A 23,967-nucleotide genomic window follows, 5' to 3' on the forward strand; every position below is an offset into this window, starting at 1 on the left:
GTTTTGAGAAGCCGCAGTCAGGCGGCCTTGAGTTCTGCCGCTGGCTTGAGGATAGCGTCGGTTATAGTTCGATCGTCCTCGAGCTTGCGGGACGGAACGATGCCTGCTTTCTGAAGGTCACCGTGGTAGGCGCGCACAGCCTCATCCGGCTTAACCGAGCCGTTGGCGACTTGACGCATAAGCGCGATCAGGGCGAGGGGAGCTTCAGCCAGATTTATCTTTCGCCCGAACAGGGCAAGCCGGCCGCCATACTTTTCAGTCTGTGCCACGAGTTCGAAAGTATCGCGCGTGGTGCCGGCGCCGCCGCCCAGAATGCCGACGACAAGCGTGGAGTCAAAGCTTGCCAGTTCCTCAAGCGCCTTTGGCCCATTGTAGAATATCTTGAGAAATTGCGGTCTATCTGCCTTCGAGACACCTGCCAAGGATCGCAAAATGCAGTCGTTCATGTATTCGCCGATCTGCTCGCGGTTCATGCCGCAATCGATATTCGGGGCGAAAACCTCGTAGAAATATTTGAAGCCGCAGGACGCGGCATCGCGGCGAAAATCCGCGAAGGCGTCCAGCGATGCCATGTCGGCATCAAGGTCGTTGTTGAATGTCACCGAATAGAGACCAAGATCGGTGCCTGTCACCGACTTGCCCGGCTGCGGTGTCTCGGTACCCCACATTACCTGTGGCAGATGCGCGGTGCGAAAAGGCCGCGAAGCATGATGCGTGTAACGACCGTGACGCACGGATCCCCAGCAATCGGTGGTCTCGTTCGCGCGTATCGCAGGCTTGACCGCGCTTTTGTCGAAAGTCCCGCGCTCATGCAGAAGGTCGAGATTGGCCACTGACACCAGCATGATGTCGACGATATCCTGCCGCACGACTTCCTCGATCGCATCAATGAATTCTGCGCGTGTACGCTGCCTGCCCTGAGTCCCGTCCTCGTTGCGCAGGAATCCGGTTCCCGTCACGCCGGAGCCCATATCGCTGTCCTTGGCGTCAGCAATGATGAAGTCGGACGGCTTATAGCGTCCGGAGCGAATATTTTCGAGTTTCTGATCCAGCCGCAGCATGATGCCTCCTCTTCTTTGGATCCGCAGGAGGCCAACCCTCTCGACGGAAGTTTTCATTAGATAGCATATGTTCTCAAAATATTTCAACTTCCAAAATTCGCTACATGTCAATGCTCATCAGGAATGGGCTAAAGAAAAAATTATTATATATATCAATAGGATGTGTGGAATTTTGAGAAGTAGAACCGAATGAATAGAATCGAAGCATAGTCCAGAATGATTGAACACTTTGCGCCAAAACACCAAATTCCTGCTCCAATACGCGCAGTTATGGAGTTTTTTGGTTGACAGTTTGACGCTGTATGAAAAGAATGGAAGAACAGCAGGAGGAGGTAGGCTTGGAGGAGCCCGTGCTGGCAAAAGCGGAGAAATGCCCGGTTTCCGAAGAGTACCGCTCTTTGGCCGAGCGCTTGCCATCGATTGCCGAAAGTGCCCCGCTGACATTTTGCGGGATGAGTGCGTGCATTGACGCAACCATCAAGATATCCGATCTGGAGCCCTTTCTAAACGACGCTTGCCCGCCGGAAGCCATCGCCTTCGCGAGCATGCTAAAGCAACGCGCTGCTCGAGGTGTCGGTGGCGAGGTGCGCGTGGAATGGCCAGAAGGCCCCACTTGGCTCACGGAAAGGCTGTCGCCTCGCTACTCGCTCGGCGGTACAGGTCCGCATGCGGCGTGGGTCCTGTCCACGCTTGGCGCCGATGCGATCCTCAATCTCGAAGATCGAAGCAGACATATGCTGTCGAAATTGCCAGAAGCGGTGCTTCTGGTCGAAGATGGCAAGCTCGTCTCATCTGGAAAAGCGTCGGCGCGGGGTACCCGGCGCGCCAATATCTTTATCTTCGAATACACTGCGGGCATCGCCATCGGCAATGTCGTGCCGAGAAGGTCGACACGCATCATCGTGCGTTTCGACGATCCCGGTTTGGAGCATGATAGTGATTTCGAGGCGTTCACTCGAGATCATGCGGCAATTGCTGGTTCCGGTCTTGTCGCCGGGTTCAGTGCAATCCCGGAAGAGATGCTCGATTCAGAACTCGAGCGCGTCTTCTCGCTGACGCGCGCATGGGCAGCCGCGGGCCTGAAGACGATTCATCTGGAAATGAGCGGGTTCCAATCCGCTCCACCGCGAGACCGGATTGTCGATGTCATTCCCGGCAGTGGACTGACGTCAATCGGCATGAGTCATTCCGAGTTCCTCGACATGCATCCGAGGGGCATAGAACTGCACGACCTACCCCGCGCAATGAGTGCGATGGGCGAATGGCTCGGATTGCGTCGCGTGTGCGTGCATGCGGATCAATGGGCTGTCAGCGTAACGCGCGACAATCCTGAAATCGAACGTCAGGCGTTGATGATGGGCTGTTTGCTCGCGAGCAGTCGCGCAGCAGCGGGGCAGCCTGTGGCTCCTTCGAATATTCCCGGGCACGCTCACTTCGATCCCCTGCCATTCGGATCAGCAAGCGGACCGGAAGGCTGGAATACGGTGATAGTGCCCAGTCCCTACGTTGCACGGCCGGTCACAACACTTGGTCTTGGCGACACCTTTACGGCGGGGTGCCTGCTCATCTTGGGTGTGCAGGGATGCACACGAGCAAAGGATTAATGCATTGCAACTTTGAAATGGATGGCGAGGTCCATTGGTCAATCCGGCGCGGCCGGCAAATGGAGGAGGAAGAAGAAAAATGAAATCACTTGTCTTGACCACGCTTATCGGGACGCTGATGTCCAGCGCGGCTTACGCCAACACCACCTTGACGATCGCGACTGTGAACAACAACGACATGGTCGTCATGCAGCGTTTGTCCAAAGAGTTCGAGCAGAACAATCCAGACATAAAACTCAACTGGGTAGTGCTTGAGGAGAACACACTTCGCCAGCGCTTGACCACCGACATTTCGACGAATGGCGGCCAGTATGACGTGATGACTATCGGCATGTTCGAGGCGCCGATGTGGGGTGAGCGCGGCTGGCTGAAGGCCTTCGACTCGGTGCCGGCAGATTACGATCTGGAAGACGTTCTCCAGTCGGTCCGCGATGGGCTTTCCTTCGATAACAAGCTCTATGCTCTACCATTTTATGCCGAAAGTCAGATGACTTTCTATCGAAAGGATCTGCTGGAAGCAGCGGGCGTCACCATGCCCGAGCGTCCGACCTGGAAGGACATCGGGGAAGTCGGTGCCAAGATCCACGATCCGTCAAATGGTGTCTACGGCGTCTGCCTGCGTGGCAAGCCCGGCTGGGGCGAGAATGTCGGACAGATCACACCGGCCGCCAACAGCTTCGGCGCGCGTTGGTACGACATGGAATGGAAGGCGCAGATCGACACACCAGAGTGGAAAGAGGCGCTGTCGACATATGTCGACCTTCTCAAGAATTACGGACCTCCCGGCGCTTCGTCGAATGGTTACAACGAGAATCTTGCTCTGTTTGCCAGTGGCAAGTGTGGCATCTGGGTGGATGCCACCGTATCGGCTGGCTTCCTCGCCGATCCCGACCAAAGCTCGGTGATCGACAAGGTAGGTTACGCTCACCCGCCCTATGGCAAGTTCGACAAGGGTAACCATTACTTGTGGGCCTGGTCGCTCGCAGTGCCAGTCTCGTCCAAGTCGCCAGAGGCAGCCAACAAGTTTATCTATTGGGCAACCTCGAAAGACTACATCAAACTCGTTGCCGAAGACACCGGCTGGGCGACGGTGCCGCCCGGCACGCGGCAGTCCACCTACGCCAATCCCGAATATATCGAGGCGGCGCCTTTTGCCGAGCTGACCTTGGATACGATAGAGACGGCGGATGTGAACGGCCCGACGCAGGAGCCCGTGCCCTATCGCGGTATTGGCTTCGTCGGGATTCCCGAGTTCCAGTCGATCGGCACGGGCGTTGGGCAGGAGTTTGCCGCGGTCATCGCCGGCCAGAAGTCCGTGGATGATGCGCTCAAGGCCGCACAGGTCATTGCGCAGCGTTCTGTCGACGAGGCAGGCTATCCCAAGAAGTAGCCATACAATCGCGGCCGCCGGACTTTTCCGGCGGCCGTCCCGCCTTCGCCGGCATGAGCGCCGGACGGAGAGGGTTTTACCTTAAATCTCCTTCGGTTTGAACATGATGGCACAATGAGCATTAGTGACACCATTGCAGGAACAGGCCCGAGGGTCGCCACGCGTCCCCTTTTGGCGCCTTCAGTCATTCTGCTTCTGCTTTGGATGATTGTGCCCCTCGCGCTGACGCTGTGGTTCTCGTTCCAGCGTTACAATCTTCTCGATCCGACGGTGAGCGGGTTCGTTGGCTTTCGCAACTACGCGTTTCTTTTCACCGATCCCAGTCTGCTGAACGCACTCATCAACACCGTCCTGCTTGTGGCCGGTGTGCTGATTGCGTCCGTGGTCCTCGGCCTCGCATGCGCACTGGCGCTGGACCAGCCCTTTCCAGGCAGGTCGGTCGCGCGCCTCCTGTGCATTGCACCATTCTTTGTCATGCCGACCGTCAGCGCGTTGATCTGGAAGAACATGCTGATGCATCCGGTGAACGGGCTGTTCGCCTATATTTCACGCACACTTGGCCTGCCGGTGATCGACTGGTTCGCCCAACTGCCGCTCACATCCATCGGTATCATTGTCGCGTGGCAGTGGATTCCATTCGCTACACTTATTCTGCTCACGTCATTGCAATCGCTCGACCGAGAGCAGTTAGAAGCTGCCAGAATGGACGGTGCACGGGGCTTTCGGCTGTTTCGTTTTATCATCCTGCCGCACCTGTCGCGATCCATCACCATCGTCATCATGATCGAGACGATTTTCCTTCTCTCGGTGTTCGCGGAAATTTTTGTTACGACGGCGGGCGGACCCGGCAATGCATCCACTACGCTGCCGTTCCTGATCTATAAGACCGCCCTGCTCGACTACAATGTAGGAGGTGCCTCGGCAGGTGGCGTCATCGCCATCATCCTCGCCAACATTGTCGCATTCTTTCTGGTGCGCACCATTTCCCACAATCTGGATCGTTGACCATGGAGAGACCTCTCGCACAACGTATCTTTGCGGCAGCCGTCGGATGGGGCCTTTCTCTTCTTATGTTCTTTCCGATCCTGTGGATGGCAATGACAGCCTTCAAGCGGGAGCCGCAGGCCGTCGCAAGCCCCCCGGTTGTTTTCTTCGAACCTACGCTGCGGAATTTCGAGCAGGTTCTCGAACGTGCAGACTATCTGCATTTCTTTACGAACAGCGTGATCGTCTCCTTCGGCTCCACTTTGCTGGGATTGGCGATAGGCCTGCCTGCCGCTTATGCTCTCGCCTTCCATCCCGGAAAACACGCCAAGGACCTTCTCGTCTGGATGCTTTCTACCAAGATGATGCCGGCCGTCGGCGTTCTGGTCCCCATCTATCTCATGTTTCGCTCGGCAGGGCTTTTGGACAGCCGGATGGGTCTCGTCGCCCTCTATATGCTGGTGAACCTGCCGATCATTGTCTGGATGCTTTTTACCTTCTTCCGCGAAGTTCCACGCGAGATACTTGAAGCGGGCCGGCTCGACGGTGCGCGGCCACTTCGGCAGTTTATCTATCTGCTCGTGCCGCTGACCGCTCCGGGGATCGCCTCGACGGCGCTGCTATCCGTCATTCTGGCCTGGAACGAGGCGTTCTGGAGTATCAATCTGACGGTTTCGAACGCGACACCTCTGACGGCGTTCATCGCATCCTTCTCGAGTCCGCAAGGCCTTTTCTGGGCGAAGCTTTCTGCAGCGTCGCTGCTCGCGATCGGCCCGATCCTGGTCCTGGGCTGGCTTACACAGCGTCAGTTGGTTCGCGGGCTGACCTTTGGCGCAGTCAAGTAAGGGATAATCATGGCGACCGTTACTCTCGCAAACATTCGCAAATCCTACGGCGCCCTTGAAGTCGTGAAGGGTGTCGATCTGGATATCGAGGACAGGGAGTTCCTCGTTTTGGTCGGGCCTTCCGGTTGCGGCAAGACCACGCTGTTGCGCATGATAGCGGGGCTTGAAACCATCAGCGCAGGCGATCTCTTCATCGACAACAAACGCGTCAACACCGTGCAGCCAGATGAACGCGGGCTGGCCATGGTGTTTCAGTCCTACGCGCTCTATCCCCACATGACAGTTGCCGAAAATATGGGGTTTGCGCTGCGTATGGCAGGTGTGGCCAAGGCCGAGCGCGGTGCAAAAGTGCTTGATGCAGCCCGAATTTTGCAACTGGAGCCTTATCTGCATCGCAGGCCGGGCCAATTGTCGGGCGGCCAGCGCCAGCGGGTTGCGATAGGCCGGGCAATCGTACGCAATCCCAAGGTCTTTCTATTCGATGAGCCGCTATCCAACCTGGACGCTGCTCTGCGCATGCAGATGCGCATCGAATTGGCGAAGCTTCATCGAGAACTCAACGCTACCATGATTTATGTGACGCACGATCAGGTAGAAGCCATGACATTGGCAGACCGCATCGTCGTACTGAATGGGGGACTGGTCGAGCAGGTTGGTTCCCCGATGGAAATCTATTCAAACCCTGTATCAACCTTTGTTGCCGGCTTCATTGGCGCGCCGAAAATGAACTTGCTGTCTGGCGTGTTGCGTCGCGTCGGCCATACTGCTGAGGCGGTACTGAATGATGGAACCACGATATCTCTGCCATTCGCGCCCGACCTTGCCGACGGCGACAGCCTGACAATCGGTATTCGACCGGAATCGCTCAAAATAGCTTCTGACGGACCGCTCGCCGGTCGGGTCACTGTGGTCGAACATCTGGGCGGGGAAACGCTGATCCATATCGAACTGGCAAACAAGCAGCTTGTTACGGTGAAGACCGATGATGCGGCGCTGGCGCGGGTTGATGACATAGTCAAGCTGTTGATCGAACCTTCGCGACTTCACGTTTTCGGGCCCGATGGACAAGCGGTTTCGCGGCCAGATACATCCAAGGCAATGTGAGAAAAGCGATGTACAAGAATAAGTTTGATCTCTCGGGACGATGGGCATTCATAACCGGGGGCGGCAGGGGCATTGGCCTCTGCACGGCGGAGGCCCTGCTCGAGTATGGCGCTGGCGTCGTCATATCCGACAGGAATCGGGATGTCCTGGACAGCGGGCGTGCCGAACTTGCCGCTAAAGGATATGACGTGGAGACAGTGTTGCTCGATGTCACGGATTCCGAGGCTGTCGGGCGCGCTGCGGCGGAGGCGAATGCGAAACACGGCATCGATATCCTGATCGCCAATGCCGGGATCGCGTGGCCTGATACGCCGGGAGAATCCATGTCTGATGAGGTCTGGCACAAGGTCGTGGATGTCGATCTCAACGGCTGCTATTGGGCCTGCCGGGAATTTGGGCGCGCAATGCTTGAGCGCGGACGCGGTTCAATCGTTACCGTTGGTTCAATGTCAGGCCTGATTTCCAACAAGCCCCAGCGTCAGGTGCATTACAACGCCGCAAAGGCGGGCGTCCATCACATGACGAAATCGCTAGCTGGCGAATGGGCCGAGCGTGGCGTTCGCGTCAACTCAGTGGCTCCGACTTACGTCGATACCGTCATGTCTCGCGGCGGTTTTTCCGAACCGGCGTTGTTCCCGATCTGGATGGATGGCACACCGATGAAACGTGTCGCAACTGCGGAAGAGATTGCATCCGCGATCCTCTTTCTGTCGACCGACGCTTCAAGTGCAATGACAGGTTCCATCGTAGTCGTGGATTGCGGATATACCATCTGGTAACGATGAGCGGAGGCTATGCTAGATCGGCCGGGCTGGCGGTTCCGGTAGTTCGAGCCAAGAGGGCAAGCGGAAAGGATGATCCGACGTTATGTACACTCATGCGACGAAACGGGTCGAAATGATTCCGGCAAAACGCCGTGCTCTGATTCTCGAATATGTCCGGCGTAACGGCACTGCTTCCATTCAGGAACTCACGGAAAAGATAGGCGGGTCTGCGTCCACGATCCGCCGCGACCTCGAACAGCTTACCGAAGGCGGATATCTGGAGCGAACGCATGGCGGTGTGCTTCTCGTCCCGCCGCTGCGCGCTACATTCGAGCGCGAATCCAACCTGAACGCTCATTTTCAGCATCGTGAGAAAAACGCGATCGGCCAATTGGCCGCGATGCGCCTCAATGGCGGCGAAAGTGTAATTTTCGATTCAAGTTCCACCGTTATCGAGGCGGTGAAAGTGCTGGCGCTGCGGCAGATCAATCTGACGGTTGTTACAAACAATATCGAGGTCGCCCGCATAGGCGCGAGCGTGCCTCAATGGCGGGTCATCGTCACGGGAGGAACAGTGCGATCGGGCTCTAACCTGCTTGCTGGAGAGCCGGGTCAATCTTTTTTCAACACGATCCATGCGGATGTCTGTTTCATCGGTTCCTATGCCGTTACAGGATCGCTTCTGACAGATGCGACATTGGAAGTAGCCAGCATCAAACGCGCAATGATCCTCTCGGCACGTTCCACGATCCTGCTTGTCGACAGCTCAAAATTCCAGGCACCCGCCTTCTGCACGTTCGGCGATCTGTCACAGATATCGGAGGTGATTACGGATGAAGGGATCGACCCAGCTATCGCAGCCGGCATTCGTACTTTTGGAACGACCCTAACTACTGTCTCGGTGACTGAACACGAAGAGTAGCTGGTCCAGTTCTTTCCAATATAATTCGCTGACTGCTCAATGCGTCAACCGCATCCTTGTCCCGTAGTGGGAGAAAGAAACGCGAATCGGTTCAAAATGCGGGTTTCAACGACTGGGAGACTACAAAGCTCTCAAAAAATGCTCGCGGACAAGCCTGGTGCCCATCGGTAGTGCACCGTGTCAGCTTCACCGGTGGTGTGGAGAAGGCCGTGCAGCGACCGACAGCTAAGCAGTAGAAGTGCGTTTCATACTTTCGATAATTTCCGCCATCAGCGCCAGATCGCGCCTTGAGTCCATTAGATCGGTAAGCGGCTTTGTGCCGTCAGTGATATGGCGGTGGAAGATTTCCAGCTCATTGGAAAAAGCGTCCATGTAGAGTGGTCCGAATGTTCTCGTCACCGGGCCGCCTGAGCCGCTTTCGGTTACTTCAAGCCGCGTCGGCAGGCTGCGGATGTAGGGGGTGTCGTAGATGATGCGAACCCGCTTCGTGTTCGACCTCACTTCGATCATCGCATCGAACAGTCCGAGGTCGTCGACCACAGCGTCGTAATAGGCAGCGAAATGCCCGTAGTCGAAGGTCACGCCTGTATTGGCACCGCCATTGGTGCGGTGGGCTGAAAGCACGCGAACCGGTTCGCCCAGCAGTCCCCGCATTGCCGAAATATGATGGGAACTCAGCGCGGTCAGCCCCCGATAAGCACGAACGAGATCGGCAGGCGCATCGATGCCCACTACTTCGCGTATCAGGGTCTCGCGTTCCTGCCCTCCTCGTGCCAGCAGCGCCGGGTCGATATCGGTCGGATAGAGGATATTCTGGCTTTTTTTGAGAAAATGCCGGCCTTCGGAGATCAAGTCGAAGATGCGGACATGGGTGATGTCGTCGAATGCAGGCAGTTCCTGCTTTGCGGTCAGATAGGCCGGAGCATAGCGCCGCATATAGCCGACGAAGATCGTCTTTGCGTAATCCTGTGAGAGCGCCAGAAGTTCGTCAATCTCCCGCACCGTCAGACAGGCAGGCTTTTCCAGCAGAATGTGCTTGTTCGCTTGAATGGCCGTGCGTACGAAGCGACCGTGCGTATCGTCGGACGAGAGTACGAAAACCGCGTCTATGTCTGGCGCGTCGATCAGCGCCTCGGCTGAATCGAAGGCCGTGGCAGTCGGGTATCTGGATTGGCATAGATTCAGGAGGCTAGGTGAGACGTCGTAGAGACCGGCGATCACCCAGCGGTCGCGCTGGTCGCTCAACACCGGCAGATGGATCGACTGCGCAACTTCGCCAAGTCCTATAAGTCCTACACGGATCACCGCCACTGCAAGCTCCTTTGCAAGTTAATCTTTTCTGCAGCAGCAAGACGTGCGGCTTGTGCGTTTCGCCATTCGTGTCATGCAGCACCGGTTACGAGCGCAACGAGTTCGTTGCCGGTGGTCTCGGCCGAACGCACGGTCGCGACCATTTTCCCCGCTCGCATTACCCAGATCTGATCAGAGAGGCGACGGACCTGATCGAAATTGTGGCTGACGAGAATGACGCTCACAGCCTGCTCACGCAGCCGACGGATCAGCGCTTCGACATTGGCGGTTTCCTGCACCCCAAGTGCCGCGGTCGGTTCGTCCATCACAACAAGCTTGGCCCCGGAGCCGACCGCACGGCAGATCGAGATTGCCTGCCGCTGTCCGCCGGAGAGGCGCCGCACCCGCTGGGTGACCGAGGGTACGTTGATCGAGAGGCGCGACAACATCTCGCGAGCCTGTCTTGTCATGGCGGGCCTGTCGAGCAGGGCAAAAGGACCGATCCGGCGCACGATCTCGCGATTGAGAAAGAGGTTTTGCGCGACTGTCAGTTCATCGATCAATGCCAGGTTCTGGTGGACGGTTTCGATGCCGGCTTTACGTGCCTCGTCTGGATTGGCAAAGGGGTGGGACTGTCCGTCGAACAAGATATTGCCCGCGTCCGGCGTGTGCACGCCGACCAGGCAGCGCATCAGCGTGGACTTCCCGGCACCATTATCGCCGATCACCGCGGTTACTTCGCCGCGGCGAGCCTGGAAATCGACGTCGGTAAACGCCCGGATACCGCCGAAATGTTTGCTCAAACCTTCGCAGGCCAGGATGGCATCAGAAGACGAGGAGTGTTTGACGGCGCTCATCGCTGATACCGCATGATCAAGGCAGCCAGCACCACGATAGCGCCCACGGCCAGGGGTTGGTAGAAAGCCGATACGTTGAGCAGCGTCAGCCCGTTGACCAGCGTAGTGAGCATGAGAGCGCCGATCGCCGGGCCTAAAATGCTGGCGCGTCCGCCAAACAGGCTGACCCCGCCCAGAACCACTGCGGCCACCGAATTGAGGAGGAGGCTGGTGTTGATTAGAGGTTCGGCGGAACCGATACGTGCAACCAGCAGCAGCGCAGCAATCCCCGCGCAGAAGCCGGAAATCGTATAGGCCGCGATCTTGACGCCGTTCGTTCTGATGCCCAGCGAGCGGGCGCTTTCAGTCTGACCGCCCGTTGCCAGAAGATGAACACCGAAACGGGTGTAAAAAAGCGCGATGTGGGCCACGAGAACGGCGGCAATTGCCACCCAGACCGGATAGCCGAATGGCCCGAAGGAGCCCGAGGCCAGCCGCAATAGAAAGGTCGAGCTCACCATCGTCGGTTCTCCGCCCGACAGGATCAGGCCGAGACCCGTGACGGCCGAAAGCGTGCCGAGCGTCACCACGAAATCGGGAATTTTGCCGACCGTAATGATGACACCGTTCAAGAAGCCCACAAGGCTGGTCGCGACGACAGCGAGAACACAGGCCAGAAAAATCCCACCGCCTGCCGCGTTGACGAGGCCGAGGATTATGGCGCCCAGCATGACGGCTGCCGCCAACGAAAGGTCGATGCCTGCGGTTGCCACGACGAAGGTCTGGCCGATCGAAAGAACGACAAGGATCGATGCCGCCAGCAACAATGCCTGCAGATTGGCTATGCTCAGAAAGACCGGCTGGGCGATGCCGAAGACGATAACGAGACCGACCAGCCCGACGACCGATGCCCAGTCGGCCCAGAATGAAAGATCTGTGAGGAGAGCCGCCAGGGAAGGGCGGCTCTCCCCGACAGCGCCCGCTGCCTGGGAGGATGCGTTTTCGCCGGGCGCGCTCACTGTTGCAACATCTCGCGGAACGGATCCGGATAATCACCGCCGGGACGCGGGAAACTCTTGATCGAGGCTTCGGCATTTTCCTTGTTGATCAAGAGAACCGGCGCGTCGACTTTGGCGGGAAGCGTTTTACCTTTCGCGGCAGCCACACAGGCCTCGACGCCCATCGCTCCGACAACAAAGGGGTACTGAGCAACGGTGGCAGCGAGTTCGCCGGCTGCGACGGATTTCAGCGCATCGACGATGCCGTCAAGACCGATCACCTTGACCTGTCCTTCCTTGCCCGCTCCCTGTACGGCGCGCTGAACGCCAAGCGCCATTATGTCGTTGGCTGCGAAGAAGCCCGCAAGGTCGGGATGCGCGCGCAGGATGTCCGTTGCCGCAGTAAGGGCCTTTTCACGGTCCCAATCGGCGCTGACCATCACCACGACGTCGAGCTTTCCGTCAACGGCCTGATTGAATCCCTTGATGCGGGCATTGCCGCCGATATCGCCGACGACGCCTGCGATCAGAGCAACCTTGGAGCCATTCGGAACAAGCTTCAGCATTTCCTCGCCGGCCAGTACACCAGCCGCGACATTATCAGTGCCGATATAGGTACTGATGGCAAAACCGGCGGCCTTGGCCTGCTCGGCGTCGATCGTACTGTCGATATTGACGATCGGCGTCTTTTTCTGCGCGACAGGCACCAGTGCCTGCACGAGGTTGCTTACGCTGATCGGGTTGACCAGATAGCAACCGAAATCCTGCATCGCCATGGCTGTCAGGCGATCGGCTTGTCCCGTCGCGTCACCCATATTCGCCGCTGCCTGCACGCTGACCTCAGCGCCACTGGTTTTGGCCTGCTCGTCGATACCCTGACGCATATATTGGAAGAAGGGGTTGTCGAGACCCTTGATTACGGCGGCGACGCGGGGTGCGTCTTCGGCGTAGGCCGGTGCCGAAATCATCATTGCAAACAGACCAGCCCCGGTCATCAGGCGATTGAGCATGCGCATTTCTGTTCCTCCCATTGTTGATCGTGCTGTAATCGGCTCATTCTTCGGCGAACTGAGTGCCTGAATCTGACGTGACGTAGGCCAGCGCTGCGATTTGCAGAGTCCAACCCCGGTACGGGCTATCTTTCATATCAGGCATTTCTCCTCCCAGAGCGCTGACCGATGCCGTGTCAGCATTGTCGCATGTTTTATAAAAATTTAACACGCGTCAAGATTTAAAATGGTGCGTAGAGACTTTTGATGTACTGCAATGCAGCAGAAGTGGTCAGACACCGATAATAGCGGTTGGTAAAATCGGCGTCCGGTCACGTCGATTGCAATGGTGCCAAGGCCTGCCCATCCGCACGGAACAGGTGGCAAGCAGATGGAGAAATTTCGAGCGCGATAGGGCCATGCAACGCCGTCCTGTCGCTGCCTTCTGTTTGAACGACCAGCGTGATGTCCGGTGCGATTTCTACGTGCAGGATGGTCAGACTGCCCAATCGCTCCGCCAAAACGGCTTGCCCGGTGAACAGCCCGCTGGACGAGACACGAAGATGTTCAGGCCGCATTCCGAGAAGTAGTTCATCGCCGGACCCGATCGTACCGGGCTCGACCGGTACGCTTAGTGTCTGGCCGTCGGGTAGGATCACGGAGATCCCCTCAGGACCGGTCGAGGCAATTTTCACCTTCAGCAGGTTCATCTTCGGCGAGCCGATAAAGCCTGCGACGAAGATATTGGCCGGCCGGTTGTAGAGGTCGAGCGGCGAGCCGACCTGCTCGATCTTGCCGGCATTCAACACGACGATCTTGTCGGCCATCGTCATGGCCTCGGTCTGGTCGTGGGTGACATAGATCATCGTCGCGGCAAGCTGCTTGTGCAGGCGCATGAGTTCGAGACGCATGCTGACGCGCAAAGCGGCGTCGAGATTGGACAGAGGCTCATCGAAGAGGAAGACTTTCGGATTGCGGACAATGGCGCGGCCTATGGCAACACGCTGCCGCTGACCGCCGGAAAGTTCCTTCGGCCGCCGATCCAGAAGATGCGAAAGCTGCAGCACCTCGGCAGCCTCGTTCACTTTCCGCTCCCGGTCTTCTTTGGATACACCGCCGATTTTCAGTGCGAAACCCATGTTTTCTGCCACTGTCATGTGCGGGTAGAGTGCGTAGGACTGGAACACCATCGCGAGCCCGCGCTCGGAAGGGTCTATGTCATTGGCGCGGGCACCGTCGATGAACAGGTCGCCGTCTGTGATTTTTTCCAGGCCTGCGATCATGCGCAGCAGCGTTGACTTGCCGCAACCGGACGGCCCGACGAAGACCACGAATTCGCGATCTTCGACATCCAGATCTATGCCTTTGATGATCTCGATGGCCCCGTAGGATTTGCGCGCGTCGCGCAGCTTGAGCTCAGCCATGGCTTGCCTCCCTGGCATGGGCACGTTCAGACGTGCCGTCCTTATTCTCGTCATCCTGCGCCATTGCCAGCGGCGCGCCCGGTTCGCCTTCCCAAAGAATGAGACTCGCCGCACCTATCAATCCTGCCCGGTCGCCGAGCTGTGCGGTAACGATCGGCACGTCCCGGTAAGCGGGCATGGCCCGCTGCTCGACAATTGCCCTGATGGTCGGCGATAGAAGATCGAAACCGTTGGCGAGGCCGCCGCCCATTACGATCAGGTCTGGTGAATAGAGGTGAAGCAAATTGGTGAAGCCTATGCCCAGCCATTTCGCTTCTTCTTCGACAAGCTCGAGCGCCTGCCCGTCACTGGCGCGTGCGGCCTCCACGACGTGCCTGGCCGAAACGTCGCCGTCAGCCGAAAGCCGTCTGAGCAGGGAACCGTCGCCGGAAACGGTTTGCGCCGTTGCGCGGCGGCCGAGTGCTGTTCCCGATGCAACAGCCTCAAAGCAGCCGATTGCGCCGCAGAAACAGCGGCTGCCTTCCCCAGTGATAGTCATATGACCAATCTCGGCGGCAAGGCCGCGTCTGCCGTGATAAAGGTGGCCTTCCGCAATGACGCCGCCGCCGATGCCCGTAGATACCGTGACGAAGACCAGCGAACCGGCACCGCGGCCTGCGCCGAAGCGCCATTCGCCGAGTGCCGCTGCATTGGCGTCGTTTTCCAGCCGGACAGGTATATCGAATTGCCGGCCGAGGATGTCGATGATCGGTACGTCGTGCCAGCCGGCAAGTGTCGGTGGGGCGATCACAATTCCTGCCTTGGGATCAAGCGGTCCCGGCGCGCCGATGCCAATGCCGGCGATTTCGGTTTCAGGAAACTGTGCGCGAAGTTCATGGGCCAAATCTGTAATCTGGCCGATCACAGCTTCCGATCCGGCCCGCGACAGCGTTGGCGCCGACGCAAAGGCAAGAATCCGGCCGGTGCTCTCGACCAGTGCGCCGCGCAGCTCCGTTCCGCCGAGATCGAAGGCGAGGGCGACTTTTGCCATTAGGCGGCAACCTCCAGGCCGTGCAGCCAGGCGATGCGCTGTGCAAGATCGGGATCGCCGAATGCCAGCGATCCGAGAACCACGGTCTCGGCTCCAGCAGCGCGTAGACGCGGCACCGTCTCGTGGCGGATACCTCCGTCAGCAGCAAGCACGATTTCCTTTTCGCGCCCGGCCTGTTTCATCAGCTTGCGTGCCTCGATCAGGCGTGGGCAAGCGTGTTCCGACAGGCTCTGGCCCTTGACGCCGATGGATGTGCCGAGAAGTGTTACGAAAGCCACTTCCTGCAGGAAAGGCGCGACCTCAGCCACCGGCGTTTCCAGCCGGAGCACGACGCCAGCCTCAGCGCCGAGTTCACGCGCCAGCCGCACAGCGCGCAGGCCGGCTTCGCCATTTTCGGCATGTACGCTGATGAGATTGGCGCCAGCCTCGATGAATTGGCGTGTCTGCTCCTCGACGATTTCCGCTTCGACCATGAGGTGCACATGGATTGGCTTCGAAGTCAGCTTGGCGATGCGGGCGACATAGTCGGGAAAGAACAGAAAGCCTGGAGTGAAACGGGCATCGGCGACGTCTATGTGATGAAGGTCGGCATAGGGTTCGATGCGCTTCAGATCGCGCTCCATATTGGCAAGGTCGGCAGACCAGAGGGAAAACTCGCCGAGCAGCCGGTTGCGTGGCAAAGCGGCGATGGCAGCGAGGCCGGAGAGGGATTTCGTCGTCATGAGGATGCACCGTTTGCGATATTGAAATGTGTATGCAGGAAGGCTGCGATCGCATCTTGCACTTCAGCAAAATGACGATCCTTGTCCTTTCCCTTGGACGTGACATGCCGGAACGCTGCGCCGGGGATGGCAGCGGTGAGCGACCGCGCGGTCGGCAGGGGATGGATCGCGTCCTCCTCGTTGCCCATTACCAGCGTTGGAATGGTAAGGGCGGCGGCCTGCTGTTGCGTGACACCCGGACCGCCCTTGGCAATGTCGTTCAGCACATCTGCGAAATCGGCAATGTCAGGCCGGTCGAAATAGCCGAGCAGCGAGTTCAGATTGTCAGGAGCTTCGATACGAAGCTGCGCCGCTGTCTGCGACCGTTCGAATATCGACCGTGCTTCTGCGACGGAATGGCTGTGAACCAGTTGCGCGACTTCGGCGATTGGAGCGAGATTTGAGGGCGCTGCCTCGAACGTCCAGGCAGGACGCACCAGGATGAGGCCGGTCACGCGGTCGGGATGGCGACAGGCGAGGAGCAAAGAGAGCGCGCCTCCCATAGATACGCCGCCCGCGATGAAACGCTCCACGCCGGCCTGATCGGCAGCCGCCACTATATCGTCGGCGAACATGGCGAACGAGAAGGGCCGGGGACTGCCCAGACTGGAACCGCCGTGGCCCCTGCATTCCAGCGTCAGGCGGCGGCAGCGGAGAGTGGCTGGAAAATTCTGCACCATTTGGGCTTCGTCGCCGCCGAGCCCGTGCTGGAATATTACGGGCGATCCTTCCCCGCGCTCGAAGAGCCGGAGTTGAGCATCGTCACGAATGAGCATGGAGTGAGTCATCACACCAATTCCTTCAGGAAGCGGGCAACCGCCGGTGCTTCTTTCGCCGAAAGCCCATGCGTGACCAGAGGCCCGTCAAAGCCGGTTGCCTTGAGCCGCGCGAGGAAGTCTGGAAAATCGACAATGCCTTGTCCGGCGGTAGCGAAACGGCCGTCGGCGAAACGATCCTTAGCGTGAGCCATGCCAACATGACCTGCCGAAGTTTCGACCGCTGCGGCTATTATTGCGCGGGCTTCCGCAACATCGGCCTGTTCGAAAAGGTTCGCAGGATCAAGCACGATGCGCAGTCGCTTCGAACCCATCTCGCCTATGAGCCGTATCGCGTCCGCTGCCGAAGTGACGATGTTTGCCTGTTCGGGTTCGATGCCGAGATCGACACCGTAGCGCTCGGCAAAATCAAGCGCCTTTCTCATCTCGTCAGCCATGTCGGCCCATGCAGAAGGGTCGGTATTGCCGAGGTGATGCGCCCACTGGTCATCGGCGTTGCGTGTTCCAGTGCAAAGTGTGACGAGCGGAATGGACAGAGCGGCGGCGGCTTCGACGACAAAGCCCAGCCGCTTCAATCCTCCGGCGCGATGGGCGGGGTCGGGATGAGCCATATTGTAGGTACCCGAAAGGGCCGACAATGAAACGCCTGAGGTCTTCGCAGCTTCGCCTATTGTCGAGATTGCTTCGGCGGACACCTCGTATTCCGGCATGGATGGCAATCCGGCGCAGGCGAGATTGAATTGAGTGGTCGCATAGCCAGCTTCGCGTACGGCTGCCAGCACGCTGACGGGGTCGGTGCCGGGAAAGGTCTTCGCGAAAATGCCAAGCTGCATCAGACCGCTCCGGTGACCGCTGCGATCTTGACACGCTGCCCGGTTTCCACCGATCTGGCGATCGCAACCATGGCCCGGATCGAAGCCAGACCGTCCTCGACGTTTGCCCCGCGCAATGGTGCGCCGTCGAGGGCCGTATCGGCGAGGCCCTCAAGCTGCCGCCTGAAGAAATGACCATCCGCACCGAGCGGTTTGCGCGAAGTCGCGTCCTTTTCGTGAAAAATGTCGACTTCGCTCGCCCGGAAATACCAAGGATTGAAGGTTTTTGCGATTACCGAGCCGTTTTCGCCATAAAGCTGAAAACCCTCGTGCCAGTCCATTCGGACGGCCACCGTGAGATCGAGATGACCGAGCGCGCCGTTTGCGAATTCCGTTTCGACGAACCAGCAATAGGCGCCGAAACGCTCATTCAGGCGGGCGCGAACCGCGACGATTTCACCGCAGAGAAAACGTGCCGTATCGACGAGATGCGAGCCGTGCGCGAGCATGAAATACTGGCGGAGATCGGCTTTCGGATTGCCTGTTGGTTTCTTTGCCAGCTTGCTGGTGACGGGCAGGGGTTGGATTGCGTCCGTATTGGTGTAGCGATGGGTGGAATCGCAGTACCAGGCTTTCAGCGCCAATATCTCACCCATCTCGTCGCGGACGAAATCGCGCGCCGCTTCAAGCGCCGGGTCGAAGCGTTTCATATGGCCGACTTGCAAAACCCTGCCGGAGCGCTGGACTGCATCGGCCAGCTTCTGGCCTTCCTCCACCGACACGCCGATCGGCTTTTCGCACAGCACATGCTTGCCAGCCTCCAGCGCTTTGATCGACATTGGAACGTGATAGGCGTCCGAAGTCGCGACGATCACCGCTTCAAGTTCAGGGTCGGCCAGCATCGCCTCGTAATCGCCATACATTTTCTGCGGCTCATAGGTCGCGCCCATGCGCGCCAGCAGGTCGGGTGCAGCATCGCAGATCGCGTAGAGGTCGGCATTGCGTGCCTTCACGCAGGATTCGAGATGCGCGAATTGGGCTATCGGCCCGCAGCCGAGCACGCCTACTCGCAGGCGACGGTCTTGCTTGGTGATCATCGTTTCTTCCTTACGCGCCGTAGGTACGCATGGTCTGGCGGTTCGTCTTGACCGCGCCGGCTGGATCGGCGGCCGCGGTTTCGGATTCCTCCTCAAGTACCAGCCAGCCGTTGAAACGCGGCGCGGTGCTGGCAATGTCTATGACTGCGGCTGTGTCGCAGACGCCCTTGCCAAGCATGGCCCACTCGCCGTTCGCATCGACGTCCTTCAGGTGCACGTAACGTATGCGGTCCTTGTAGGTCGTGAGCGTATCGACGATGTCCTCGTGGCCGCGGAGGATATGGCCGGTGTCGGGGACCCAGCCGACAAGCGAGGGGTCTATCAGTCCGAAAATCCGGTCGTAGTCGGCGCGGTCGAAGAGCAGAGTGTTGTGATGGGAGCTCGGATGGACGGCGATGTCGACGCCGGCCTTGCGCCCAAGCTCGCCAGCCTTGTTGTAGAACTCCGCCGCGATCTCGAATTTGCCGTCGCGCGGGCCGTCCGAGACGACGGTTGCGGAGCCGATGGAGACGAGTGCGCCGGGAAAGTTGGCGGCGAAATCGATCCAGCGCTGTGCGCTTGCAAGGTCTGCATCGATCCTGTCCTTCACCGTAAAACCGCTGCTGGAGCCGAATGCAAAAGAGACGAGACTAAGGCCCGACGACTGCAGCGCGGCTGCGAATTCCGTTGGCTTGTCTGCATAGCGGCCGATCATCGTGTCAGTTATCTCGATGCCGGCATAGCCGCCATCTGCGATCGCCCGAAGGAGATCGTCAGGGCCGCCGATAAACCGGTCTCCGAGCATTTCCCAGGTGAAGGTCTGGCAGCCGACTTTCAGGTCTTTCATGGTCATATTTTCATTCCTTGATCCCGCCCTGCGTCAGCCCTTCGATGATGTGGCGCTGGAAGAATAGCACCAGCACGATCAACGGTACGGTGACGACGGCCGAGGCTGCGGCGATGTCGCCCCAGGGCACGTAATACTGGTTGGTGAAGTTGGCGATGCCGACGGGGATCGTCTGGCGATCGATGTTGGAGGTGAAGGCCAGCGCGAACAGAAACTCGTTCCAGGCCGTGATGAAGGCAAGCAGGCCTGTCGTCACCAGGCTCGGCAGCGACATCGGCAGGATGATATGCCAGAGCAGGCCGGGAATGCTGACGCCGTCCATGCGCGCCGCCTCGTCGATCTCGCGGGGCAGCGTCTCGAAATAGCCGAACAGAACCCAGGTGACGAGTGGCAGCCCGAGCGCCAGATAGGTTATGATCAGCGCCGTATAGGTATCGAGCAGTCCGAGATTGCTCGCGAGCAGATAGAGCGGCCCGACCAGCGCGATTTGCGGAAACATGGATACCGAAAGGATGACCATCAATATGCCGAAGCGGCCTTTGATGTTCAGGCGCGACAGTGCAAAGGCGCCCAGCGATCCGACGAGCAGGCACAGGAATGTCGTGGCGAGCGAGACCACCAGCGAGTTCCAGATATAGCGGTGTAACTGCTTTTCGATGAAGGCGTTGTAGTAATGTTCGAGCGTGAACGGATCGGGGATCAGTGACGGAGAGCCGGATGTAAGGGCCTTATCGAGCTGAAACGAAGTCGAGAACTGCCAGATGAACGGGCCGCCGGACCACACGAGGATCAGGACGGCACCGAGATAGATCGCGAAGCTCTGGAGCCGTGAGCGGGTATCGTTCATTGCGCTCTCCTGATCTGCCGGACAAGGAAAAGGCAGAACACGATTGCGATGATGCCTTCTGTGACGAACATGGCCGTGGAGACGGCCGAGCCGTAGCCGAATTGCAGCGTCGAAAAGAGCACCTTGTAGGACAGGGTGGACAGCGTTTCGGTCGAATCTGCCGGGCCGCCGCCCGTCAGCACATAGACCAGATCGAAAACGCGGAAAGCGTCGAGCGCTCGAAACAGGCCGGCGATCAGCAGCGTCGGCAGAAGAAGCGGAAGGCGGATGTACCAGAAAGTGACCCAGCCTTTTGCGCCGTCCATGCGCGCGGCCTCGATGAGGGAATTCGGCACTGTCTGTAAGCCGGTTAGCAAAAGCAGCGCCATGAAAGGCGTGGTCTTCCAGACGTCGGCGATGATGATGGTGGTCATCGCCGTGTCGGGCGACCCGTACCAGTTGATGTTTTGATCGATCAATCCAAACTGCAGCAGGATGTAGTTGATGATGCCGTTTTGACCGTCGAACAGCCAGCCGAACATCTTTGAGGTAACCACAGTGGGCATTGCCCAGGGAACCAGCATGGCGGCGCGAACCAGCCCTCGTCCCTTGAAGGCCTCGCAAAGAATGAGCGCCATGCCGAGGCCGATCACCGTCTCAAGTACCGTGGATGCTGCGGTGAACCACATTGTGTGCCACCATGCATTCCAGAACTGGGCGTCATCCCACAATTCCAAATAGTTGGAAAAACCCGTGAATTCGCTTTCCTGGGTGATGAGCGACGTATTGGTGAGCGAGAGATAAAGCCCGTTGATGATCGGGTAGAAGGAAACCGACGCCAGCGCCACGAATGCCGGCGTCAGAAGGAGCAAAGCCCAGAGGGTGCCGGAAAGCGCCCTTCCAGACCGCCGCGGCGTGCCAGTACCCAAAACATCGGCTGCCGCGGACATTGGTTTAGCCGACAATCTGATTGATTTGCGCGGCGAGAGCGTCCATCTCGGCCTGAACGTTGCCCGAGACCAGAGCTTTGGATATGCCGGACTGCAAGGCCAGCGTGACCTTCGCATATTCGGGCGTGATCGGTCGTGCCGTGGCACCGGTGAACACTTTTTCGAGGCTCGCCATGAAAGGCTGTTCGGTCTTTATCTTCTTGTCCTGGAAGAGTGCGGGACGCGTCGGGGCGAGGCCGAAATTCAAGGCGATGCGATGCTGCGTCTCGGTCGATGACAGCCAGGTGAGCAACTCGATTGCAGCTTCGCGCTGCTTTGAATTGGCATTTACGCCTAGCTGATAGCCGCCGAGACAGGCCGAGCTTTTGCCGCCGGGGAACGATGGCAGTGGCGCGACGCCGACCTTGTCGACCACCTGAGACGCCTTGGCATCCTGGGCTATCGGATAGACGTAGGACCAGTTGCGCATGAACATCGCCTTGCCCGAGGTGAAAGGCTGGCGCGACGGCTCTTCGTCCCATGACAGGACGTCCTGCGGGCTGATCTTGGTCGTGCTGATCGTGTCGTGAAGGAACTGGATTGCTTCCACGGCGCCCTTTTCGTTGATCAGCGAGGACTTGCCGTCCGGCGCGAGGATTGCGCCGTTGTTCGAAGTAATGATCTCAACCGCATCGCAGACCAGAACTTCGGCCTGCTTGCCTTGCCAGAGATAGCCGAAATCGATGTCGCCGGCCTCTTGCGCTGCGGCGGCTATCGTCGCCATGTCGGCCCAGTTCTCAGGAACCTTGCCGCCATGCTTTTCCAGCAGGTCCTTGCGGTAATAGAACATGCCCGAATCCATGAACCAGGGAAGGGCGGTCAGCTTGCCGTCATAGGTGCAGGCATTGAGGGTTCCGGTAAAATAGTCGCTGCGCTTGTCGGCAGGAAAATACTCATCGAGCGGCAGCGCCCAACCTGCGGCAGCAAAACCGGCGATCCAGATCACGTCCTGACTGAAGACGTCAGGCGTGCCGTTCTTGCGGGCGAGTTGCTGGACGAGGCCCTGATAGACCTCCGTCGATGAACTCGGTGGCGGCAGTTCGATATTCTTAACCAGAACACGGTCCTGCGATTCGTTGAAGGCCTTGATGAGATCGCCGAAAGTCTCCTTGCCGAAGAAGGCGGCACTGGCAAAACTGATTTCGGCGCGAGACTGTGCGCGAGCCCGGTGTACTCCCAGGCCTGTGCTCATGCCGAGTGTTGCTGCACCCAGCAGCCCGGCACTTCCAATGAGAAACTGCCTGCGGTCGGCGATCGTTACGTGAGCCGCAGCCTTAGAGCCGGTGATCGGCCCCTTTTTAATGTCAGTCATTTTCTCCTCCTGGCGCTGACAGCCTCCCGATTTTGTGCCAGCATTTTCGCATGTTCCATAAAAATTTTACGCGCGTCAAGATTTAAAATGCTGTATAGCGGATTTCGAATTCGAGCCGTTGGTGGTGTAACGGTTCAATCAGAAAGTCACGGTGTCGGGAGGTAGAAGTTAGAATGCACGGGAAATCAAAGGCGAAGCTCCGTATCGGCGTTGTCGGATGCGGCAATATCTCGCTGACATATTTGCGCAATGCGGCGCTCTTCGCAGGAGTCGAGCTGCGTGCATGCGCTGACATTTCCACCGAACTGGCGGCCCAACGCGCCGTGGAATATGGCATTCGGGCGGTCAGCGTTGATGCGCTTCTGGCTGATCCTGAGATCGACCTTGTCCTGAACCTGACCATTCCGGCAGCGCATTTCGACGTTTCGTTTTCGGCGCTTTCGGCGGGCAAGCATGTCTTCACCGAAAAGCCGCTTGCGACCTCGGCCAAGGATGGAAGGCGCCTCGTCGTAGAGGCGGAAAAGCGTGGGCTGCTTCTCGGTTCTGCACCGGATACCTTTCTCGGTGCTGCCGGACGATGCGCACGCCGCCTCATGGACGAAGGCTCCATTGGCAGTCCGGTAACGGGAACGGCCTTCATGATGGGGCGCGGTATGGAGCATTGGCATCCCAATCCGCAATTCTATTATCAGCCCGGCGGCGGCCCGGTCTTCGACATGGGGCCTTATTATCTGACAATGCTCGTCAATCTTCTTGGGCCTGTCGCCCGTGTGATGGCATTGGCGACAAAAGGTCAGGAAGAGCGACTGATCACTGCGGAAGGCCCATTCAAAAACACCATCTTCAAGGTCGGCACGCCAACCAACATCCTGTCACTTCTGGAATTTCATTCGGGCGCCACCGTCACTTTTGGCGCCTCGTGGGATGTCTTCCGGCATTCCAATCATCCGATCGAGCTCCATGGAACGGAAGGCTCATTGCGGTTGCCTGACCCGGATACATTCGGCGGAACGGTTTCGCTTTCCGAGAGGGGCGCGGACTGGAAAGATTTCCAAAGCGAAAGCGAATTATACGGCGCACACAACTGGCCGTTCGCCGCGCCCGATCGCGCTAATTATCGCATGCTCGGCGTTGCCGATCTTGCGCGCGCGCTTGCGACCGGAAGAAAGCCGCGGGCGTCGGGCGATCTTGCCCTTCATGTGCTGGAGATCATGGAGGCGATCCTCGCTTCGGGAGAAAGCCGCGATGCGGTCGCTGTTAACGGATGGGTCGATCAGCCGCCACGTCTCCAGGAAGACGAGGCACAGAGCCTGCTTGCATGAGTTGA

Annotated in this window: 23 protein-coding genes; 8 read left to right on the top strand and 15 right to left on the bottom strand. The window is 58.5% G+C overall.

Annotation, left to right across the window (positions count from 1 at the left end):
- Positions 1-17: 17 nt before the first annotated feature.
- The gene (locus ABFT80_RS12725; RefSeq protein WP_347972547.1) at positions 18-1,064 is read right to left on the bottom strand and encodes a hypothetical protein; all 1,047 of its coding nucleotides are present in this window, start codon (positions 1,062-1,064) and stop codon (positions 18-20) included.
- Between the two features lie 347 nt (positions 1,065-1,411).
- Between ABFT80_RS12725 and ABFT80_RS12730 the strand changes: the two genes are divergently transcribed.
- From ABFT80_RS12730 to ABFT80_RS12760, 7 genes are all read left to right on the top strand, one after another.
- A complete protein-coding gene (locus ABFT80_RS12730) occupies positions 1,412-2,665 on the top strand; it encodes an ADP-dependent glucokinase/phosphofructokinase (protein WP_347972299.1) in 1,254 nt (417 codons plus the stop codon).
- Between the two features lie 79 nt (positions 2,666-2,744).
- Complete coding sequence (locus ABFT80_RS12735) at positions 2,745-4,055, top strand: ABC transporter substrate-binding protein (protein ID WP_347972300.1); 1,311 nt, start codon at positions 2,745-2,747, stop codon at positions 4,053-4,055.
- 132 nt (positions 4,056-4,187) lie between these two features.
- Positions 4,188-5,060: a carbohydrate ABC transporter permease gene (locus tag ABFT80_RS12740; protein WP_455189934.1), complete on the top strand. Its 873-nt coding sequence runs from the start codon at positions 4,188-4,190 to the stop codon at positions 5,058-5,060.
- A gap of 2 nt (positions 5,061-5,062) precedes the next feature.
- Positions 5,063-5,884 carry a carbohydrate ABC transporter permease gene (locus ABFT80_RS12745; RefSeq protein ID WP_347972302.1) on the top strand — a complete coding sequence of 274 codons (822 nt, stop codon included), beginning with the start codon at positions 5,063-5,065 and terminating at the stop codon, positions 5,882-5,884.
- Positions 5,885-5,893: 9 nt separating this feature from the next.
- Positions 5,894-6,988 (top strand): ABC transporter ATP-binding protein, encoded by a 1,095-nt coding sequence (locus tag ABFT80_RS12750; RefSeq protein ID WP_347972303.1) that lies wholly within the window; start codon positions 5,894-5,896, stop codon positions 6,986-6,988.
- Between the two features lie 8 nt (positions 6,989-6,996).
- Complete coding sequence (locus ABFT80_RS12755) at positions 6,997-7,767, top strand: SDR family NAD(P)-dependent oxidoreductase (protein WP_347972304.1); 771 nt, start codon at positions 6,997-6,999, stop codon at positions 7,765-7,767.
- Positions 7,768-7,855: 88 nt separating this feature from the next.
- On the top strand, positions 7,856-8,674 hold the full coding sequence (locus ABFT80_RS12760) for a DeoR/GlpR family DNA-binding transcription regulator (protein WP_347972305.1): 819 nt from the start codon (positions 7,856-7,858) through the stop codon (positions 8,672-8,674).
- 225 nt (positions 8,675-8,899) lie between these two features.
- On the opposite strand, the gene ABFT80_RS12765 is transcribed toward ABFT80_RS12760, so the two are convergent.
- From ABFT80_RS12765 to ABFT80_RS12830, 14 genes are all read right to left on the bottom strand, one after another.
- Positions 8,900-9,985 (bottom strand): Gfo/Idh/MocA family protein, encoded by a 1,086-nt coding sequence (locus tag ABFT80_RS12765; RefSeq protein ID WP_347972306.1) that lies wholly within the window; start codon positions 9,983-9,985, stop codon positions 8,900-8,902.
- Between the two features lie 71 nt (positions 9,986-10,056).
- On the bottom strand, positions 10,057-10,821 hold the full coding sequence (locus ABFT80_RS12770) for an ATP-binding cassette domain-containing protein (RefSeq protein WP_347972307.1): 765 nt from the start codon (positions 10,819-10,821) through the stop codon (positions 10,057-10,059).
- Positions 10,818-11,819 carry an ABC transporter permease gene (locus ABFT80_RS12775; RefSeq protein ID WP_347972308.1) on the bottom strand — a complete coding sequence of 334 codons (1,002 nt, stop codon included), beginning with the start codon at positions 11,817-11,819 and terminating at the stop codon, positions 10,818-10,820. Before ABFT80_RS12775 ends, ABFT80_RS12770 begins: the two co-directional genes overlap by 4 nt.
- The gene (locus tag ABFT80_RS12780; protein WP_347972309.1) at positions 11,816-12,814 is read right to left on the bottom strand and encodes a sugar ABC transporter substrate-binding protein; all 999 of its coding nucleotides are present in this window, start codon (positions 12,812-12,814) and stop codon (positions 11,816-11,818) included. Before ABFT80_RS12780 ends, ABFT80_RS12775 begins: the two co-directional genes overlap by 4 nt.
- Positions 12,815-13,119: 305 nt before the next feature.
- Complete coding sequence (locus ABFT80_RS12785) at positions 13,120-14,211, bottom strand: ABC transporter ATP-binding protein (protein WP_347972310.1); 1,092 nt, start codon at positions 14,209-14,211, stop codon at positions 13,120-13,122.
- Positions 14,204-15,241: an ROK family protein gene (locus ABFT80_RS12790; RefSeq protein WP_347972311.1), complete on the bottom strand. Its 1,038-nt coding sequence runs from the start codon at positions 15,239-15,241 to the stop codon at positions 14,204-14,206. Before ABFT80_RS12790 ends, ABFT80_RS12785 begins: the two co-directional genes overlap by 8 nt.
- Entirely contained in the window at positions 15,241-15,963 is a 723-nt protein-coding gene (locus ABFT80_RS12795) for a ribulose-phosphate 3-epimerase (RefSeq protein ID WP_347972312.1), read from the bottom strand. Before ABFT80_RS12795 ends, ABFT80_RS12790 begins: the two co-directional genes overlap by 1 nt.
- A complete protein-coding gene (locus tag ABFT80_RS12800; protein WP_347972313.1) occupies positions 15,960-16,790 on the bottom strand; it encodes an alpha/beta fold hydrolase in 831 nt (276 codons plus the stop codon). Before ABFT80_RS12800 ends, ABFT80_RS12795 begins: the two co-directional genes overlap by 4 nt.
- Positions 16,790-17,611, bottom strand: a complete 822-nt coding sequence (locus ABFT80_RS12805) for a sugar phosphate isomerase/epimerase family protein (RefSeq protein WP_347972314.1) — start codon at positions 17,609-17,611, stop codon at positions 16,790-16,792. The genes ABFT80_RS12800 and ABFT80_RS12805 overlap by 1 nt, the downstream gene beginning before the upstream one ends.
- Positions 17,611-18,687 carry a Gfo/Idh/MocA family protein gene (locus ABFT80_RS12810; RefSeq protein ID WP_347972315.1) on the bottom strand — a complete coding sequence of 359 codons (1,077 nt, stop codon included), beginning with the start codon at positions 18,685-18,687 and terminating at the stop codon, positions 17,611-17,613. Before ABFT80_RS12810 ends, ABFT80_RS12805 begins: the two co-directional genes overlap by 1 nt.
- 10 nt (positions 18,688-18,697) lie before the next feature.
- On the bottom strand, positions 18,698-19,519 hold the full coding sequence (locus ABFT80_RS12815; protein ID WP_347972316.1) for a sugar phosphate isomerase/epimerase family protein: 822 nt from the start codon (positions 19,517-19,519) through the stop codon (positions 18,698-18,700).
- A gap of 4 nt (positions 19,520-19,523) precedes the next feature.
- Positions 19,524-20,360, bottom strand: coding sequence for a carbohydrate ABC transporter permease (locus ABFT80_RS12820; RefSeq protein WP_347972317.1), 837 nt, complete (start codon positions 20,358-20,360; stop codon positions 19,524-19,526).
- Positions 20,357-21,289 (bottom strand): carbohydrate ABC transporter permease, encoded by a 933-nt coding sequence (locus tag ABFT80_RS12825; RefSeq protein WP_347972318.1) that lies wholly within the window; start codon positions 21,287-21,289, stop codon positions 20,357-20,359. Before ABFT80_RS12825 ends, ABFT80_RS12820 begins: the two co-directional genes overlap by 4 nt.
- A 4-nt stretch (positions 21,290-21,293) precedes the next feature.
- Complete coding sequence (locus ABFT80_RS12830; RefSeq protein ID WP_347972319.1) at positions 21,294-22,640, bottom strand: ABC transporter substrate-binding protein; 1,347 nt, start codon at positions 22,638-22,640, stop codon at positions 21,294-21,296.
- Between the two features lie 173 nt (positions 22,641-22,813).
- On the opposite strand from ABFT80_RS12830, the gene ABFT80_RS12835 reads away from it, so the two are divergent.
- Positions 22,814-23,962 (top strand): Gfo/Idh/MocA family protein, encoded by a 1,149-nt coding sequence (locus tag ABFT80_RS12835; protein ID WP_347972320.1) that lies wholly within the window; start codon positions 22,814-22,816, stop codon positions 23,960-23,962.
- The last annotated feature ends 5 nt before the right edge of the window (positions 23,963-23,967 follow it).

Origin of the sequence: Foliimonas ilicis, from assembly GCF_039939195.1 — a bacterium.
GTDB lineage: Bacteria > Pseudomonadota > Alphaproteobacteria > Rhizobiales > Rhizobiaceae > Foliimonas > Foliimonas ilicis.

What these genes read in the sequence shown, in the direction of transcription:
- ABFT80_RS12735 (WP_347972300.1), top strand. Translation starts at nt 2,745, where the DNA reads ATGAAATCACTTGTCTTGACCACGCTTATCGGGACGCTGATGTCCAGC.
- ABFT80_RS12745 (WP_347972302.1), top strand. Translation starts at nt 5,063, where the DNA reads ATGGAGAGACCTCTCGCACAACGTATCTTTGCGGCAGCCGTCGGATGG.
- ABFT80_RS12750 (WP_347972303.1), top strand. Translation starts at nt 5,894, where the DNA reads ATGGCGACCGTTACTCTCGCAAACATTCGCAAATCCTACGGCGCCCTT.
- ABFT80_RS12755 (WP_347972304.1), top strand. Translation starts at nt 6,997, where the DNA reads ATGTACAAGAATAAGTTTGATCTCTCGGGACGATGGGCATTCATAACC.
- ABFT80_RS12760 (WP_347972305.1), top strand. Translation starts at nt 7,856, where the DNA reads ATGTACACTCATGCGACGAAACGGGTCGAAATGATTCCGGCAAAACGC.
- ABFT80_RS12770 (WP_347972307.1), bottom strand. Translation starts at nt 10,821, where the DNA reads ATGAGCGCCGTCAAACACTCCTCGTCTTCTGATGCCATCCTGGCCTGC.
- ABFT80_RS12780 (WP_347972309.1), bottom strand. Translation starts at nt 12,814, where the DNA reads ATGCGCATGCTCAATCGCCTGATGACCGGGGCTGGTCTGTTTGCAATG.
- ABFT80_RS12785 (WP_347972310.1), bottom strand. Translation starts at nt 14,211, where the DNA reads ATGGCTGAGCTCAAGCTGCGCGACGCGCGCAAATCCTACGGGGCCATC.
- ABFT80_RS12790 (WP_347972311.1), bottom strand. Translation starts at nt 15,241, where the DNA reads ATGGCAAAAGTCGCCCTCGCCTTCGATCTCGGCGGAACGGAGCTGCGC.
- ABFT80_RS12795 (WP_347972312.1), bottom strand. Translation starts at nt 15,963, where the DNA reads ATGACGACGAAATCCCTCTCCGGCCTCGCTGCCATCGCCGCTTTGCCA.
- ABFT80_RS12800 (WP_347972313.1), bottom strand. Translation starts at nt 16,790, where the DNA reads ATGACTCACTCCATGCTCATTCGTGACGATGCTCAACTCCGGCTCTTC.
- ABFT80_RS12805 (WP_347972314.1), bottom strand. Translation starts at nt 17,611, where the DNA reads ATGCAGCTTGGCATTTTCGCGAAGACCTTTCCCGGCACCGACCCCGTC.
- ABFT80_RS12810 (WP_347972315.1), bottom strand. Translation starts at nt 18,687, where the DNA reads ATGATCACCAAGCAAGACCGTCGCCTGCGAGTAGGCGTGCTCGGCTGC.
- ABFT80_RS12815 (WP_347972316.1), bottom strand. Translation starts at nt 19,519, where the DNA reads ATGACCATGAAAGACCTGAAAGTCGGCTGCCAGACCTTCACCTGGGAA.
- ABFT80_RS12820 (WP_347972317.1), bottom strand. Translation starts at nt 20,360, where the DNA reads ATGAACGATACCCGCTCACGGCTCCAGAGCTTCGCGATCTATCTCGGT.
- ABFT80_RS12825 (WP_347972318.1), bottom strand. Translation starts at nt 21,289, where the DNA reads ATGTCCGCGGCAGCCGATGTTTTGGGTACTGGCACGCCGCGGCGGTCT.
- ABFT80_RS12830 (WP_347972319.1), bottom strand. Translation starts at nt 22,640, where the DNA reads ATGACTGACATTAAAAAGGGGCCGATCACCGGCTCTAAGGCTGCGGCT.
- ABFT80_RS12835 (WP_347972320.1), top strand. Translation starts at nt 22,814, where the DNA reads ATGCACGGGAAATCAAAGGCGAAGCTCCGTATCGGCGTTGTCGGATGC.